The organism is Flavihumibacter fluminis, assembly GCF_021491375.1.
Classification (GTDB): Bacteria; Bacteroidota; Bacteroidia; order Chitinophagales; family Chitinophagaceae; genus Flavihumibacter; species Flavihumibacter fluminis.
Genome location: NZ_JAKEVY010000001.1, coordinates 473,020 through 487,081, shown reverse-complemented (window position 1 = coordinate 487,081; position 14,062 = coordinate 473,020). Strand labels below are relative to the sequence as shown.

Annotated in this window: 17 protein-coding genes; 11 read left to right on the top strand and 6 right to left on the bottom strand. The window is 45.4% G+C overall.

The window, feature by feature from the left end; translation table 11 throughout:
• Window positions 1-2: 2 nt before the first annotated feature.
• Window positions 3-722: a pyridoxine 5'-phosphate synthase gene (locus L0U88_RS02265; RefSeq protein ID WP_234863981.1), complete on the bottom strand. Its 720-nt coding sequence runs from the start codon at window positions 720-722 to the stop codon at window positions 3-5.
• A 137-nt stretch (window positions 723-859) separates the two neighbouring features.
• On the opposite strand from L0U88_RS02265, the gene L0U88_RS02260 reads away from it, so the two are divergent.
• A complete protein-coding gene (locus tag L0U88_RS02260) occupies window positions 860-1,213 on the top strand; it encodes a four helix bundle protein (RefSeq protein ID WP_234863980.1) in 354 nt (117 codons plus the stop codon).
• A 62-nt stretch (window positions 1,214-1,275) separates the two neighbouring features.
• Here the strand turns inward: L0U88_RS02260 and L0U88_RS02255 are convergent, their stop codons facing one another.
• The 3 genes from L0U88_RS02255 to L0U88_RS02245 are packed head-to-tail and all read right to left on the bottom strand — an operon-like array spanning window position 1,276 to window position 5,448.
• The gene (locus L0U88_RS02255; protein ID WP_234863979.1) at window positions 1,276-3,762 is read right to left on the bottom strand and encodes a TonB-dependent receptor; all 2,487 of its coding nucleotides are present in this window, start codon (window positions 3,760-3,762) and stop codon (window positions 1,276-1,278) included.
• Entirely contained in the window at window positions 3,762-4,412 is a 651-nt protein-coding gene (gene rpe, locus L0U88_RS02250) for a ribulose-phosphate 3-epimerase (protein ID WP_234863978.1), read from the bottom strand. Before rpe ends, L0U88_RS02255 begins: the two co-directional genes overlap by 1 nt.
• 25 nt (window positions 4,413-4,437) lie before the next feature.
• Window positions 4,438-5,448: a tetratricopeptide repeat protein gene (locus L0U88_RS02245; protein WP_234863977.1), complete on the bottom strand. Its 1,011-nt coding sequence runs from the start codon at window positions 5,446-5,448 to the stop codon at window positions 4,438-4,440.
• A gap of 70 nt (window positions 5,449-5,518) precedes the next feature.
• Between L0U88_RS02245 and L0U88_RS02240 the strand changes: the two genes are divergently transcribed.
• Both L0U88_RS02240 and L0U88_RS02235 read left to right on the top strand, forming a co-directional pair.
• Entirely contained in the window at window positions 5,519-6,625 is a 1,107-nt protein-coding gene (locus L0U88_RS02240; protein ID WP_234863976.1) for a TolB family protein, read from the top strand.
• A 23-nt stretch (window positions 6,626-6,648) separates the two neighbouring features.
• Entirely contained in the window at window positions 6,649-7,116 is a 468-nt protein-coding gene (locus tag L0U88_RS02235; protein WP_234863975.1) for a hypothetical protein, read from the top strand.
• Between the two features lie 79 nt (window positions 7,117-7,195).
• Here the strand turns inward: L0U88_RS02235 and L0U88_RS02230 are convergent, their stop codons facing one another.
• The gene (locus L0U88_RS02230) at window positions 7,196-8,347 is read right to left on the bottom strand and encodes a pyridoxal phosphate-dependent aminotransferase (protein WP_234863974.1); all 1,152 of its coding nucleotides are present in this window, start codon (window positions 8,345-8,347) and stop codon (window positions 7,196-7,198) included.
• 46 nt (window positions 8,348-8,393) lie between these two features.
• A complete protein-coding gene (locus L0U88_RS02225; RefSeq protein ID WP_234863973.1) occupies window positions 8,394-8,897 on the bottom strand; it encodes a metallophosphoesterase family protein in 504 nt (167 codons plus the stop codon).
• Between the two features lie 42 nt (window positions 8,898-8,939).
• Here L0U88_RS02225 and L0U88_RS02220 point away from each other — a divergent pair, with 42 nt between their 5' ends.
• From L0U88_RS02220 to L0U88_RS02185, 8 genes are all read left to right on the top strand, one after another.
• A complete protein-coding gene (locus tag L0U88_RS02220; protein ID WP_234863972.1) occupies window positions 8,940-10,097 on the top strand; it encodes a homogentisate 1,2-dioxygenase in 1,158 nt (385 codons plus the stop codon).
• Between the two features lie 160 nt (window positions 10,098-10,257).
• Window positions 10,258-10,653 carry a hypothetical protein gene (locus tag L0U88_RS02215; RefSeq protein WP_234863971.1) on the top strand — a complete coding sequence of 132 codons (396 nt, stop codon included), beginning with the start codon at window positions 10,258-10,260 and terminating at the stop codon, window positions 10,651-10,653.
• A 176-nt stretch (window positions 10,654-10,829) separates the two neighbouring features.
• A complete protein-coding gene (gene infA, locus L0U88_RS02210; RefSeq protein WP_234863970.1) occupies window positions 10,830-11,048 on the top strand; it encodes a translation initiation factor IF-1 in 219 nt (72 codons plus the stop codon).
• A 10-nt stretch (window positions 11,049-11,058) separates the two neighbouring features.
• A complete protein-coding gene (gene ykgO / locus L0U88_RS02205) occupies window positions 11,059-11,175 on the top strand; it encodes a type B 50S ribosomal protein L36 (protein ID WP_014220631.1) in 117 nt (38 codons plus the stop codon).
• A 52-nt stretch (window positions 11,176-11,227) separates the two neighbouring features.
• Entirely contained in the window at window positions 11,228-11,608 is a 381-nt protein-coding gene (gene rpsM / locus L0U88_RS02200; RefSeq protein WP_234863969.1) for a 30S ribosomal protein S13, read from the top strand.
• Window positions 11,609-11,717: 109 nt separating this feature from the next.
• Window positions 11,718-12,119: a 30S ribosomal protein S11 gene (gene rpsK, locus L0U88_RS02195; protein ID WP_234863968.1), complete on the top strand. Its 402-nt coding sequence runs from the start codon at window positions 11,718-11,720 to the stop codon at window positions 12,117-12,119.
• Between the two features lie 130 nt (window positions 12,120-12,249).
• A complete protein-coding gene (gene rpsD, locus L0U88_RS02190) occupies window positions 12,250-12,855 on the top strand; it encodes a 30S ribosomal protein S4 (protein WP_234863967.1) in 606 nt (201 codons plus the stop codon).
• A gap of 46 nt (window positions 12,856-12,901) precedes the next feature.
• The gene (locus L0U88_RS02185; protein WP_234863966.1) at window positions 12,902-13,900 is read left to right on the top strand and encodes a DNA-directed RNA polymerase subunit alpha; all 999 of its coding nucleotides are present in this window, start codon (window positions 12,902-12,904) and stop codon (window positions 13,898-13,900) included.
• Window positions 13,901-14,062: the final 162 nt, after the last annotated feature.

The following is a 14,062-nucleotide window of genomic DNA, read 5'->3' as shown; positions in this document are numbered from 1 at the left end:
AATTATGGTTGCAGTTGCCGGCGGTACAACTGGATGGTATTTTCCAGTCCCAGGTAGATGGCGTCACAGATCAGTGCATGCCCAATAGAAACTTCATCCAGGAAAGGAATCTGCTTGGAAAAATAGCCCAGGTTATGGAGATCAAGATCGTGACCGGCATTAATTCCCAGTCCCAGTTCCTTCGCCCGATTGGCTGCCTGCACATAAGGGCCAACCGCTTTTTCTTTGTCTTCCGGAAAGTGTCGGGCATATCCTTCTGTATATAATTCGATTCTGTCGGTTCCGGTTTCAACAGCGCCTTCCACCATCTCTACAACCGGATCCACAAAAATGGAAGTACGGATACCGGCCTGTTTAAAAATCCGGATCATTTCCTTCAGGTATTCCTTGTGCTCAATTGTATTCCAGCCATGGTCAGAAGTGATTTGTCCCTCTGCATCCGGCACCAGCGTCACCTGGTGCGGTTTTACCTCTAATACGAGATCTATAAATTTTGCTTCCCTGCAATTCCCTTCAATATTAAACTCTGTTGTAATGATCGGTTTGATAGCCCGAACATCCGCATAACGTATATGTCTTTCATCGGGCCTCGGGTGCACAGTTACACCATCAGCTCCAAATAATTGTACATCCTTTGCTGCCTTCACCACATCTGGATTATTCCCCCCGCGGCTATTCCGGATCGTTGCAAGTTTATTGATGTTGACTGAGAGTTTTGTCATGGGGCAAAGGTATGGAAGATGGAGGAAAGGAAGAGGGAAGAATGGAAGATGGAGCAATGGAGGCAAGGAAAACAAGACAAGGAAAGATGGGTGGAAAAACTGTTTTTTGTAGCAATTGCAGGATTTAAATTAACTGCATGATTGCAAAACTTGAGGATATGGATGTTTACGTGAGCTCTCTGGAATTGGCAATGGAAGTATTTGCTTTGACGAAACAATTTCCTGCTCCGGAGCTATATTCGTTATGTTCTCAATTAAATCGCGCTGCCAGATCAGTTTCTTTGAATATTGCAGAAGGATGGGGCAGACGTTTTTATCCAAATGAAACAAAGAAGGCATTTGTGTATGCTTTGGGATCAACAGAGGAAACTATTTCCGCACTTAAAATTTCGATGGATTGTGGCTATATTCCTTCAGAAAAATATGAACTTCTTCTTGGTAATTATAGAAAAATCGCGGCCCAACTCTATCGTCTCTATAAAAACTGGTAATCCTAGATCTCCCTTTGTCCCTCTTCCCTTCCTCCATCTTCCTTTCCTCCATCTTCCATTCCCTACCACCTCCCCACCAACTTCACATTCAACAACCTTGGCGTGAGTCGATTGGGAATTGCATAGGTGGTGTTGGAAAAATCCTTAATGAGCAAATAGGAGATTGTGTTGGCGCGGTCGATCAGGTTGAATACTTCAAGTGAGAGCCAGATGTTTTCGAATTCCCGGAAAGGGGCATGGCGGCGGCGGCGCGACCGATCACTATTCAGCAGCAGGGCGCTGAAGCCCAGGTCAACCCGGATATAAGGATCAATGAACAGCGCATTCCGGTACCGCACAGAATTTGGAATGTTATAAGGAAGGTTGGAACCATAAAGACCATTGATGTAGACCTTGATATTTTTATTGGTGGACAAATAATCCTGAAAGAACATTCCGATTGTCAGCAGGCGGTCAGTTGGTCTGCGCAGGTAACCATTCTGTGTAAGGGTGCTGTCAACAGGCTGGTTCTGTTCATTGAGTGTGTACTTGTAATAGAAATCATCCTTGATGTCTTCACGGGTGCGCATGAACCCGATACTCAGGTAACTCTCAGCATCTTTTACCAATTCTCCATAGAGTCTCGCTTCCAGGCCGGTTGCATAGGCGCGCGCATTGTTCTCTCCAAAATAACGCAATCGCACATTGTCAATATCATAGGGCACAACATCCCATAAAGATTTAAAATAAGCTTCGGTGCTCAATCGCAATACCTGGTTAAAAGCAGGAAAATGATAATCAAATCCACCACTTACCTGCCAGCTTTTTTGGGCTTTTACATCGGTATTCAGACTGCCGTCATATCGTCGCAATTCGCGGTAAAAAGCTGGTTGCATGTATATGCCCGCACTCGCGCGGAAGATGATATCCTTTTCCCAGCGGGAAGGTTTCCAGCTGATGCCTGCACGGGGTGATACCAACCATTCTTTATTCAGATCATTGTAATTGATCCGGGCTCCCAATTGAAGAATGGTGCCCGATGAATCTCCCAGTGAAATATTATCCTGCCAATAAGCAGCCACCCGGTGAATATCCAGATTGGCATCGGAGCGAAGGCTTTTAAACAAGGAAAGGTTGCCCGGCTGATAAGGCAAGCTGTATCCTGCGGAATCCTGATACTCAAATTCCCTCAACTGATCCCGCACCTGTTGCCTGTCAACCGATACGCCCCATTGGTGAAAATGCTTGCCCCTTGTCAGTGTTCCTTTGTGACTGAGGTTAAGTACGCCAATTGTAAGTTGATTGCGGGCATATTGCTGAAATACTCCAGCACCCAGTGGATTCACGATTAAACCAAATTCCGGCCGGCTGCGGTCAAAGGATCGCTCGCCAAATAAATACGCACCCGTAATATCTATGGATTCGACTTCCTTGTTTTCAAACCAGGAAGCCAGCCATTTCAGTCGCAGGTTTTTATTTACCTGTTTGGTTACCGATAAGCCAGCCATACTGGTTGAATACCGATCCTTCTCACGTCCTTCAAAATAAATATCCAATCCAATATTACTAGTGAAAAAAGGAGAGAAGACAGAAGTGCTCGGCTGACTGAAAGAGGGTTCCAGTTCAAAACGGGTCCTGGAAAGATTCCCAAAAAACTCGGCCGACCATTTTTCTGAAAACTTCCAGGTAAACAAGCCCTGCAGATCCGCAGAAGAGGGAACATAATTTCCCTTTGTTTCCTGGCTGCTCAGCAGGTTCCGGTTGTTGCGGTTTCTCACTCCGATTAAATAGGTAAAGGGCTTTTTCTTACCACTGCCTTCCAACTGTAATCCCTGCTCCAATAACCCTATGTAGGCAGAACCGCCATGCTCCTTCGGTTTTTTGTATTGGATGTCCAGAACGGATGAGAGTTTATCGCCATAGCGCGCTTGAAAACCCCCATTGTAAAACTGAACCGATCGGGTCATTTCCGGGTTGATAAAACTAAGTCCTTCCTGCTGCCCATTCCTGACCAGGTAAGGCCGAAAGATTTCAAAATCATTTATGTAAATCAGGTTCTCATCGTAACTGCCACCCCTTACATTATAATTGGATGTCAGTTCATTGTTGGATCCTACAAATACTTTAATAAGGCTTTCAATTCCTCCTCCCGGAGATGGAATATTGATAGCTTGTTTGGGATTGATGGTAACAAGACCGGATTCTCTTCTGCTGCGTTCATCCGTTACCGTTACTTCTTCAAGTTCTGTTTTTCCTGGCAGCATCCGGATGGGAATGAATTCATTTTCGCCCGCATTCAATAGGAAATTCCGCTGGACAGTGCTAAATCCTGCGTGACTGAATACCAGTGCAAATGCACGGTTAGCCGGAACCGTTAGTTGAAAATAGCCACTGTCGTTTGACTGAACTGCTTGTTTTTTCCCAAGTACCGTGATGGTCACTGCAGCTAAAGGCTTGTCATCCTGGTCAATAATTCTGCCGCTCAGCTGTGCTGTTTTTACCTGTGCCTGCAGGTTGGAACCGCAAACCAGGAATAGTACCAGGAAAGAAATGAATGGCAGCCACTTCATCAGGCGTCACAATGCTTAAGCGATGAAATTACCTGGCGGGGATCAGGTGCATGAAATACAGCGCTGCCGGCAACCAGTACATGGGCGCCTGCTTCACTTAGCTGCCTGGCATTAGAGAGATCAACACCTCCGTCAATTTCAATTTTCACATCCAATCCAAACTGGTCAATCCGCTGTCTTAAGGTTTTTACTTTTTGATAGGTATGCGGGATGAATGACTGCCCGCCAAAACCGGGATTGACACTCATCACCAGCACCATTCCGATATCGGGAAGTATATCCTGCAGGAGCTGAACCGGTGTATGCGGGTTGATGGCCACACCGGGAATCATCCCCAGGTCGCGGATCTGTTGAATATTCCTGTGCAAATGCCGGCAGGCTTCATAATGTACTGTAAGAATATCGGCCCCGGCCCGGGCAAAAGCTTCTGCATACTTTTCGGGCTCTTCGATCATCAGGTGTACATCGAATAATTTCTGCGTTGTTTTTCGAAGTTGTTGTATGATGGGTAGCCCGAAACTGATGTTGTTTACAAATCGTCCATCCATTACATCCAGATGAAACCAATCTGCTTCACTTTCATTCAACATACGTGCTTCTGCTTCCAGGTGGAGAAAGTTGGAGGCTAATAAAGAGGGGGCTACGATCATCTTGATTAATATTCCGTAAGTAAATTTATTCTTTTCCTTCAACCCTTTCAGCACCTTCTATGGCTTCTTTAAAGGATTTATCCAGTGAATAGGCTCGTCCATAATTGAGCAATGCCTCCTGTTTCATGCCAAGTGCTTCATAACACCGGCCCTGCCAGTAATAGGCTTCCGGATAAGTGTTAGTAACGGTGGCGGCCAGCTTAAATTGCTGCAAAGCCTCATCCAGGTTCTTGGCTTCATAATATATAATGCCTTTTTCCACATAGGCTTCCTGGAATTTCCAGTTTATCCGGATACAGTTGTTGAAAAGATCCAGCGCTTTTGTTTTGTTGCCTGTATTTACATAATACACTCCCTTGATGAAATAAGGGTCGGCCATTTCACCTAAACTGTCGCGGGCTATTGCCTGGTCAGCCAACAGCAATGCGCGGTCATTCTTCTTTTCTGCATATATATTGGCCAGCGTTAGTCCGGTTATTAGTAAGGGCTGCAACCTATAGGAATTTTCCAGGTCGCGTATAGCCGCTGCCGTATCTGTTTGCTCCAGGTAGAGCAATCCGCGCTCATACCAGGCTTCGAAATTGGCAGAATCTTCGGCTATTAAGTTGTTGTATGCCAGGATAGCTTCATTCGTAGCTCCATTGTTTACCAATGCTTCGCTTAACCGTCGCTGAAAGCCTGTGTTTTCCGGATATTTTTTAATCAGTTCCTCCAGGAAACGGACGGCTTCCCGATTGTTTCCAAGCATAAAAAGTACATTCACCAATTGTTCAGCACTGGCTTCTGATGGTTGAAGCTCCCATGCTTTTGCCAGATCAGACAGGGCCAGCTGAAGTTCATCCTGTTGCAGCAATAAGGCTGCCCGGCGCTGGTATAACGCTGTATTGTCTGGATCTTCATTAATACTATCTGTAATATTTTGATAGGGTGGATGGGTCAGGATGGTAGCAACTTCCTCCTTTTCAGTATTCGAATTGTTACAGGCTGCGCTGACTGCCCAAACACCCAATAGTAACCTGGCAAACCATGATTTCATCTGTCAAATCTATGGTTTTCAGTAAAAATGAGTTTATACCAATACATTTGCCGGGTAAATACTTGCTATTATGAGTTCGATTTCGTGGATCACCGCAGGTTTATTGGCGGTTATTTCTGGATTTTTTTCAAAAGAAAGTACCCCCGTCAGGAATCAGCCTGCACCAATTGCTGATACCTTACATTATCCGGAAGAGACACATTTTAAAAATCTTCGTCAACTGACTTTCGGCGGTGACAATGCCGAGGCCTATTTCAGTTACGATGGCAACTACCTGATTTTTCAGAAAACCTATGCAAAAGAGGGTATTCCCTGTGATCAGATTTATATTGCTAAAATCCCCACAAAACCGGAAGAGCCTTTTGTGCCCAAACTGGTTAGTACCGGAACAGGCAGAACCACCTGTGCCTACTGGTTACCCGATGGTAAACATTTCGTGTATGCATCCACGCACCTGGGGTCAAAAGATTGCCCCCCGGTTCCGGACCGTTCCAAATATGGCAACAAATATATCTGGCCTTTATACCCTTCCTATGATATTTTCCTGGCAGACACTAATGGCGTTATTGTAAAACAACTGACCAATGCCAAAGGATATGATGCAGAAGCCACCATTTCACCGGATGGTAAAAAAATGATTTATACCAGCGATAAGGATGGCGATCTGGAACTTTATATCATGGATCTGAAGACCGGTAAAGAAAAGCGCATCACCCATGATATCGGATACGATGGGGGAGCCTGGTTCAGTCCGGATGGTAAAAAAATCATCTGGAGAGCTAGCCGCCCGAAAACAGCCGAAGAAATTACTTCCTATAAAGAATTGCTGGCCGAACACCTGGTAGCACCTACCAATATGGAAGTGTTTACTGCTAACGCAGATGGTTCCGATATTAAACAAATTACCAGCCTGGGACAAGCCAACTGGGCACCCATCTTTATGCCCGATAGCAAACGCATTCTCTTTGCTTCCAATCATGAATATCGCAGGGGATTTCCTTTTAACCTGTACATGATGAATGGCGATGGCAGCAACCGGGTCAAAATTAGTCGCGATAAAGGCTTTGACGCCTTCGCCATGTTCAGCTATGATGGTAAAAAAATTGTATTCTGCAGTAACCGAAATAATGGTGGTACGCGCGATACGAATATATTTGTAGCAGACTGGGTGGAATAATTGAATCATCAAAACCAAAGAATATGTACACGGGACTTTTGCATTTACACAGTTTTTTACGTTGGATCATCCTGATCCTGTTGCTGGTTGCCATTTATCGCCATTATACCGGCATGAGCAAAAAAGCAGGTTATACTGCCGCAGACAGAAAAGTAGATCTGTTCTTAATGATCTCAGCGCATATCACCCTGCTGGTTGGTTTGTACCAGTGGTTTGTAGGTCCATGGGGATTAAAACTCATCCAGGCCAAAGGTTTTGGTGAAGTGATGAAATCTTCCGCGGAACGTTTCTTCGCGGTTGAACACATGGTGGGAATGCTGGTGGTGATTGCACTGATCACTGTTGGACGCTCTAAAGGAAAGCCTGCAACTGCCGGCGCTGTAGAACATAAAAAAGCTTTTGGCCTTTTCGTTGCAGCCCTGCTGCTGATTCTGCTCCTTGTTCCCTGGCCATTCCGGGAAGAACTGGGAAGAGGATGGTTGGCCAATTAAGAAATGAGAAGTGAGACGTGAGACGTGAGAAGTGAGAAGTGAAAAGCCCCCGATTACGATGTGATCGGGGGCTTTTTAGTTAGGTGAATTTCATGCTTTCCATGGTTTTGAGGAAGGCTTTCATTTCTTCCAGCGTACCTATACTTACCCTGCAATATTTGCCATCCGGCAATTCGCTGGATCGTAATACAATGTTCTTCGCCAGCATATCTGCAGCAAAATCTCCTTTGTATTGCTTTAAGTGAAAGAAAATAAAATTGGTGTAGGAAGGTATAACGGTAAAGCCTGAACGCTTTAACGCATCTTCTGTATACTGTCTGGCTGCCGCATTTAGTTTTTTGGATTGAATACTGTGACTGGTGTCTTTCAGGCTGGCCATCGCCGCAGTCAGTGAAAGCGCACTCATGCAAAAATTACTGTTACCAAAATAGTTTTCCTGTAAGGATTTGATCGTCGATGGATCTGCCAATATGAAGCCTACCCGCATGCCCGCCATGGCGTGAATTTTGGAGAAGGTCCGGATGATGACAATGTTTTTATTCCCTTTTTTTACCAGGGAAAGCATAGACTCATTATAGGGCGCATCCAGGAAATCAATATAAGCTTCATCTATCGTGACTACCGTTTTCTTACTTGCTTCTTCACAAAATGCTCTGAGTTTGTCCGGATGTAAAACAGTGCCGGTGGGGTTCGCCGGATTACAGATATACACCTGCGCAGTATCCGGGTCGATTGCTTTTGAAAAGGCTTCCAGGTCGTGCACCTGTTGACCATCCAGTGGAATTTCCTTTACCTGGACACCAATTTTCTTCGCCGTATTGGGCAGGATTCCAAATGTTGGTGTAGCGGTAACCAGGTTGCCTTTGGAATAATGACGGGCAAGCAGGTTGAGCGCTTCGCCGGAGCCGGGTGTCAGCAGCAGGTGATCTGTCGTTACCCCATAATAATCAGCCAGCTGTTTTCTGAACTCCTGTACATGCGGAATATTATACTGATAGCGGTGGGCCTGCCCGATTAATTCACTGATCGCTTTTTTGGCCAGGGGTGACAACCCATAAGGATTCTCATTGGAACCGAGGTTGATCAACGATGGGTTGGAATTAGGCAGGAGTTGGCCAAGGTCTTTGGGCAGGTAATCTTCACCACCCAGGCTGTTAAGGGAAGCAGTAAGGCCCAGTGCTGCCAGTGTGGACTGTTTCAGCCAGTTTCGCCGGTTGATACTGTTAGACATAGAATAGCTGTTAGTTTGGTGTAAAAGTTACATCAAATTCCGGAGATCAGCCGCGCTTGCCGAGTTCGATCACTTCACAATTTCGCATCTCTTTGTCGTGGATTTCAAACCGGATCATTGTCCTCACCTGGTGCCATCCCAGTTTGCCCGCAGCACCCGGATTCATATGCAGGCAGTTCAATTCCGGATCAAATTGCACTTTTAAAATATGTGAATGTCCGGAGATAAATAAACCGGCCTTTGTTTCCTTCAATCTTGCTTTTACTCCTGGTGCATAGCGCCCCGGATACCCACCAATATGTTTCATAAAAACCACCAGCTGTTCACAGGTAAAGCAGTTTTCTACCGGATAAACCGAGCGGATATCAGTACCGTCAATATTGCCAAATACTCCTGTAAGCGGAAGGCCGGATTGCTGCTCCAGGTCCCTGGCCAATTGAAGATTGCCGAAATCTCCAGCATGCCAAACCTGGTCGCAGTTGGAAAGATGTGTAAATACCTGGGGATCGAGATAACCATGGGTGTCAGACAAAAGCGCAATTCGGGTCATGGGTAAAAATAGGATTTTGTACTTTCGTACCACGATTGATTTATGCCACATTATCATACACTGGGAACAATTCCCCATAAACGTCATACACAGTTCAGAAAGCCGGATGGAACCCTCTATTCTGAGCAACTTTTTTCAACGGAAGGATTCTCCAACGATTATTCCATCTTATATCATTGTCATCCGCCAACCCAGATCATCCGCACAGATCCACCTGTTTCAGTGATGCCGGAAATAGCAGAAGAAAAAATGCTGCAACATCGCAGCTTTGAGGGGTTTAAAATTCCTCCTGCAGATGATTACCTGGAAAGCCGGAAAGCCATCCTGGTGAACAACGATTGCCATGTGGTGCTGGCTGCTCCCCGGAAAGGCACAACCGGTTATTTTTTCAAGAATACGGATGCCGATGAACTGATTTTTGTGCACGAAGGTTCCGGCGTTGTACTGACCCAATATGGCAAACTGCCTTTTTCTTATGGCGATTATATCCTGCTTCCCCGGGGTACCATTTACCAGATTGAGTTTGCCTCAACAGACAACCGGCTCTTTATAGTCGAGTCCTTTAGTCCGATTCGCTACCCCAAACGTTATTTGTCCAAATATGGTCAATTGCTGGAGCATTCACCTTTTTGTGAGCGCGATATCCGGCCGCCCCAGGACCTGGTTACCATTGATGAGTCAGGTGATTTCCTGATCAAAGCCAAAAAGAAGGGGATCCTGTATGGATTACATTACGGGCATCATCCTTTCGATGTGGTAGGTTGGGATGGATGTTGTTATCCTTTCATTTTCAGTATCCACGATTTCGAACCCATAACCGGTCGGGTTCACCAGCCGCCGCCGGTTCACCAGACCTTTGAAGCACACAATTTTGTGGTTTGTTCCTTTGTGCCAAGGTTGTATGATTACCATCCGGAAGCTATCCCGGCTCCTTATAACCATAGTAATATCGACTCGGATGAGTTGCTTTATTATGTAGACGGTGATTTTATGAGCCGAAAAAATGTTACCAGGGGGATGATCACCCTGCATCCGGCCGGCATCCCGCATGGCCCGCACCCCGGAGCTGTGGAAAAAAGCATCGGCAAAAAGGAAACCGGGGAACTGGCTGTAATGGTAGATACCTTTCATCCCCTCCAGCTCACCAAAACCGCCCTGGAAATCGAAAACCAGGGGTATACAATGAGCTGGGCGGAATGAAGCGTGGATGTGAGACGTCAGACGTGAGACGTGAGACGGGGAGGAGGGAAGAATGGAGGAAGGAAGAAGGGATACGGGGTATGGATTTGTGAAATTTCGTCTCACTTCTCACGTCTCACTTCTCACTTTTTCCTTATATTACTCCTAAATTATCTGCCATATGATCAAATTCAATCAAATCAAACCAGGAGATTATGTGCTGGCGGAATATGAGGGGGAACTTTGGGAAGGAATCGTAAATGAAGTAAACAGGGAAGACAAGGAGGTCTGTGTTCAGACCGAGGTGCAGGATTTTTGGTTTAAGCCGGAAGAGCTTCGTCCGATTCCACTGGACGAAAACCAGTTGACAAAATTTGGATTTGAGAAAGAGATTCCGGGCGACGGCTGGATCAAGTATAAAAAAGGCCCTTTCCGGATCCTGATGACAGAAAAAGATGGTTTCCAGGATTTTGAGATCTGGTACCGCGAAGACCGCCGCCATATCAAGCAGCCACTCTTCGTGCACGAACTTCAGAATCATTATTATGATATGACGAAGGTGGAGTTGGGAAGATAGGGAAGAAAGGAGGAGGGAGGAATGGAGGAGGGGGGAATGGAATACTGGACAAAAAATGTCCTTATTTCCATTTTTCCGTCTTCCATTCCTCCTTTATTTTCAACAAATTGTGGATTTTTCCCCATTTTTTTCATTTTAACTAATATTAATACTATCTTTGCGCTCCCAAAATCTGTATGGCAAAACAAGCACTCATTAAACAGGATGGAATTATTGTGGAAGCACTTTCGAACGCGATGTTCAAAGTGAAGCTTCAGAATGAACACGAAATTCTGGCAACTATTTCAGGAAAAATGAGAATGCACTATATCCGGATTCTGCCTGGTGATAAGGTAGGTGTGGAGATGAGTCCGTACGATTTGACAAGAGGCAGGATTATTTTTAGATATAAATAACATAAGCATCATGAAAGTTCGTGCATCCATCAAAAAGCGCAGCGCCGATTGCAAAATAGTGCGTCGGAAGGGAAGGCTGTATGTGATTAACAAGAAGAACCCACGTTACAAGCAGAGACAAGGTTAATCCCAGCTTTGCATTTGTCAGTCATTTGTAAAATTGAAAATAGAATCAGATTATGGCTCGTATTGCCGGTGTTGACTTACCAAAAAACAAAAGAGGCGAAATAGGCCTGACCTACATCTTCGGAATCGGTCGTTCTACCGCCAAGCAAATTCTTGATCAGGCTGGAATCAGTCATGATAAGAAGGTGCATGAGTGGAACGATGATGAATTAGCGGCTATCCGTAACTTCATTACCGATGAACTGAAAGTGGAAGGCCAGTTGCGTTCTGAGGTTCAGATGAGCATCAAGCGTTTGCTTGATATCGCCTGCTACCGTGGTTTACGTCACCGTAAAGGGTTGCCGCTTCGTGGTCAGCGTACCAAAACGAACAGCCGCACCCGTAAAGGAAAGCGTAGAACAGTTGCTGGTAAGAAAAAAGCTCCTAAGAAGTAAGACATAGAGCTACCGCTACCGGATCCGGTCTTAGGAGGGGGAGGAGCGGTGCCGTCCTGGCTCAGGTGAACCAGGAAATTTTTTTAAAGATTACCTCATTATCTAAGTAATGGCAAAACAACAAAACAGCGCAAAAGCCGCTGCCAAAAAAAGAGTAGTGAAGGTGGATGCATATGGTGATGCTCATATCTCAGCCACTTTCAACAACATCATTATCTCCCTGACAAACAAAAATGGTCAGGTTATTTCCTGGTCTTCTGCCGGTAAAATGGGATTCAAAGGTTCTAAAAAGAACACTCCCTATGCTGCTCAGATGGCTGCTGCTGATGCTGCCAAAACCGCTCTGGATGCCGGTTTGAAGCGTGTTGACGTATTCGTGAAAGGTCCTGGTTCCGGCCGTGAAGGAGCTATCCGCTCCCTGAGTCAATCAGGTATCGAAGTGGTAATGATCAAAGACGTTACTCCGTTACCACATAACGGTTGTCGTCCTCCGAAAAAACGCCGCGTATAATTGTTTTTATATACCGAAACCCAAGGCCCAACCGGCTTTGGGTTTCGGATTTTGTATTTTCTAACATGGGTGTACAATTTATTTTAAGATTTTTACCGATTGTACATCGCAACTAAAAAATCAAGTTGATATGGCACGTTACACTGGTCCAAAGACCAAAATTTCAAGAATCTTCGGTGAGCCCATTCTCGGTAATGGGAAATGGCTGAACAAGAACAGCAATCCTCCCGGTCAGCATGGTGCTGCCCGCAAACGTAAGAGCCTGGGTGAATACGCCCTGCAGCTGCGCGAAAAACAAAAAGCCAAGTACACATACGGCGTACTGGAGAAGCAATTCCGTAAAACCTTCGAAGAGGCTGCCCGCCGTAAAGGTGTTACTGGTGAAAACCTGATTAAATTACTGGAAGCGCGCCTTGATAATACGGTTTTCCGTATGGGTATTGCACCTTCCCGTCCTGCTGCCCGCCAGCTGGTTAGCCACAAACACATCATGGTGAATGGTGAAGTGGTAAACGTACCTTCTTTCCAACTGAAAGCTGGAGATATCATTACCTTCAAACCAGGATCAGACGAAAAAACAGGTCTGACCAGCCAGGTTCGTGGTAAGAATCAAAAGTTTAGCTGGATCGATTGGAATGAGACTACTATGACTGGTACTTTCATCACGTATCCTGAAAGGGAAAGTGTTCCTGAAAACATTAAGGAGCAACTGATCGTGGAATTGTACTCTAAGTAATAGAGTCGAGTAAATAACCCATACAAAACGTAAATCGAACATACAAATGGCCATTTTAAACTTTCAGAAACCCGACAAAATCGTTTTGCAGAAAGCAAATGATTTTGAAGCACAATTCGAATTCCGTCCCTTAGAGCCAGGTTATGGTGTAACCATTGGCAACGCCCTTCGCCGGGTACTGCTCAGCTCTCTGGAAGGTTTTGCGATCGTGGGTATCAGAATTGAAGGGGCTGAACATGAATTTGCTACCATCAAAGGGGTTACAGAAGATCTGACAGAAATCATTCTGAACCTGAAGCAGGTTCGTTTTAAGAAGGTGGTTGACACAGAAGTTACCAACGAAAAGGTTGTACTTCATATCAAAGGTAAAAGCGAGTTTACTGCCGGTATGATCCAGGACGGTACACAGAGCTTCCAGATTATGAATCCGGAACTCCTGATCTGTACTATGGATCCTTCCGCGAAACTGGAGATTGAACTGACCATAGGTAAAGGCCGCGGTTATGTTCCTGCAGAAGAAAACAAGCTGAAAGATGCTCCTCTTGGTTATATTCCAATCGACTCTATTTATACCCCCATCAAAAACGTTAAATACAGCGTTGAGAATACCCGGGTTGAACAGAGAACCGATTTCGAAAAACTGATCATGGATGTGGCTACTGACGGAACCATTCACCCTGAAGAGGCAGTGAAGCAGGCTTCCCGTATCCTGATTCAGCACCTGATGATCATCACTGATGAGAACATCACCTTCGATAACAAGGAAGAGAAAAAAGAAGACCTGGTAGACGAACAGACCCTGCAACTGCGCAAGGTACTGAAGACTCCACTGGAAGATCTCGACCTCAGCGTTCGTGCATTCAACTGCCTGAAAGCTGCCAAGATCAATTCCCTCAGCGAACTCGTTCAGTACGAGCAAGAAGACCTCATGAAATTCCGCAACTTCGGTCAGAAATCGCTGGCTGAAATCGAGCAGGTTTTACATGAGCGTGGCCTCAGCTTCGGTATGGACCTGGCAAAACTGGGAATCGACAAGGAAGACTAAGGAAGTAAGAAGTAAGAACTTTGAAGTAAGAAGTAGGAATTAATATTTCAAAGTGAGTTTGGTGAAGCATATGGGGTGGTAGGCGTTCGTCTCACATCTCACGTCTCACATCTCACTTAACAAAGGCTGCAATTCCTGACACGGTGCAGCCGTAAAACAACA

Coding starts and splice junctions, on each gene's coding strand:
- L0U88_RS02255 (WP_234863979.1), bottom strand. CDS start 3,762: ATGAAGTGGCTGCCATTCATTTCTTTCCTGGTACTATTCCTGGTTTGC.
- L0U88_RS02220 (WP_234863972.1), top strand. CDS start 8,940: ATGCCACATTATCATACACTGGGAACAATTCCCCATAAACGTCATACA.
- L0U88_RS02225 (WP_234863973.1), bottom strand. CDS start 8,897: ATGACCCGAATTGCGCTTTTGTCTGACACCCATGGTTATCTCGATCCC.
- ykgO (WP_014220631.1), top strand. CDS start 11,059: ATGAAAGTTCGTGCATCCATCAAAAAGCGCAGCGCCGATTGCAAAATA.
- rpsD (WP_234863967.1), top strand. CDS start 12,250: ATGGCACGTTACACTGGTCCAAAGACCAAAATTTCAAGAATCTTCGGT.
- L0U88_RS02260 (WP_234863980.1), top strand. CDS start 860: ATGATTGCAAAACTTGAGGATATGGATGTTTACGTGAGCTCTCTGGAA.
- L0U88_RS02265 (WP_234863981.1), bottom strand. CDS start 722: ATGACAAAACTCTCAGTCAACATCAATAAACTTGCAACGATCCGGAAT.
- rpsK (WP_234863968.1), top strand. CDS start 11,718: ATGGCAAAACAACAAAACAGCGCAAAAGCCGCTGCCAAAAAAAGAGTA.
- L0U88_RS02185 (WP_234863966.1), top strand. CDS start 12,902: ATGGCCATTTTAAACTTTCAGAAACCCGACAAAATCGTTTTGCAGAAA.
- L0U88_RS02215 (WP_234863971.1), top strand. CDS start 10,258: ATGATCAAATTCAATCAAATCAAACCAGGAGATTATGTGCTGGCGGAA.
- rpsM (WP_234863969.1), top strand. CDS start 11,228: ATGGCTCGTATTGCCGGTGTTGACTTACCAAAAAACAAAAGAGGCGAA.
- L0U88_RS02235 (WP_234863975.1), top strand. CDS start 6,649: ATGTACACGGGACTTTTGCATTTACACAGTTTTTTACGTTGGATCATC.
- infA (WP_234863970.1), top strand. CDS start 10,830: ATGGCAAAACAAGCACTCATTAAACAGGATGGAATTATTGTGGAAGCA.
- rpe (WP_234863978.1), bottom strand. CDS start 4,412: ATGATCGTAGCCCCCTCTTTATTAGCCTCCAACTTTCTCCACCTGGAA.
- L0U88_RS02245 (WP_234863977.1), bottom strand. CDS start 5,448: ATGAAATCATGGTTTGCCAGGTTACTATTGGGTGTTTGGGCAGTCAGC.
- L0U88_RS02230 (WP_234863974.1), bottom strand. CDS start 8,347: ATGTCTAACAGTATCAACCGGCGAAACTGGCTGAAACAGTCCACACTG.
- L0U88_RS02240 (WP_234863976.1), top strand. CDS start 5,519: ATGAGTTCGATTTCGTGGATCACCGCAGGTTTATTGGCGGTTATTTCT.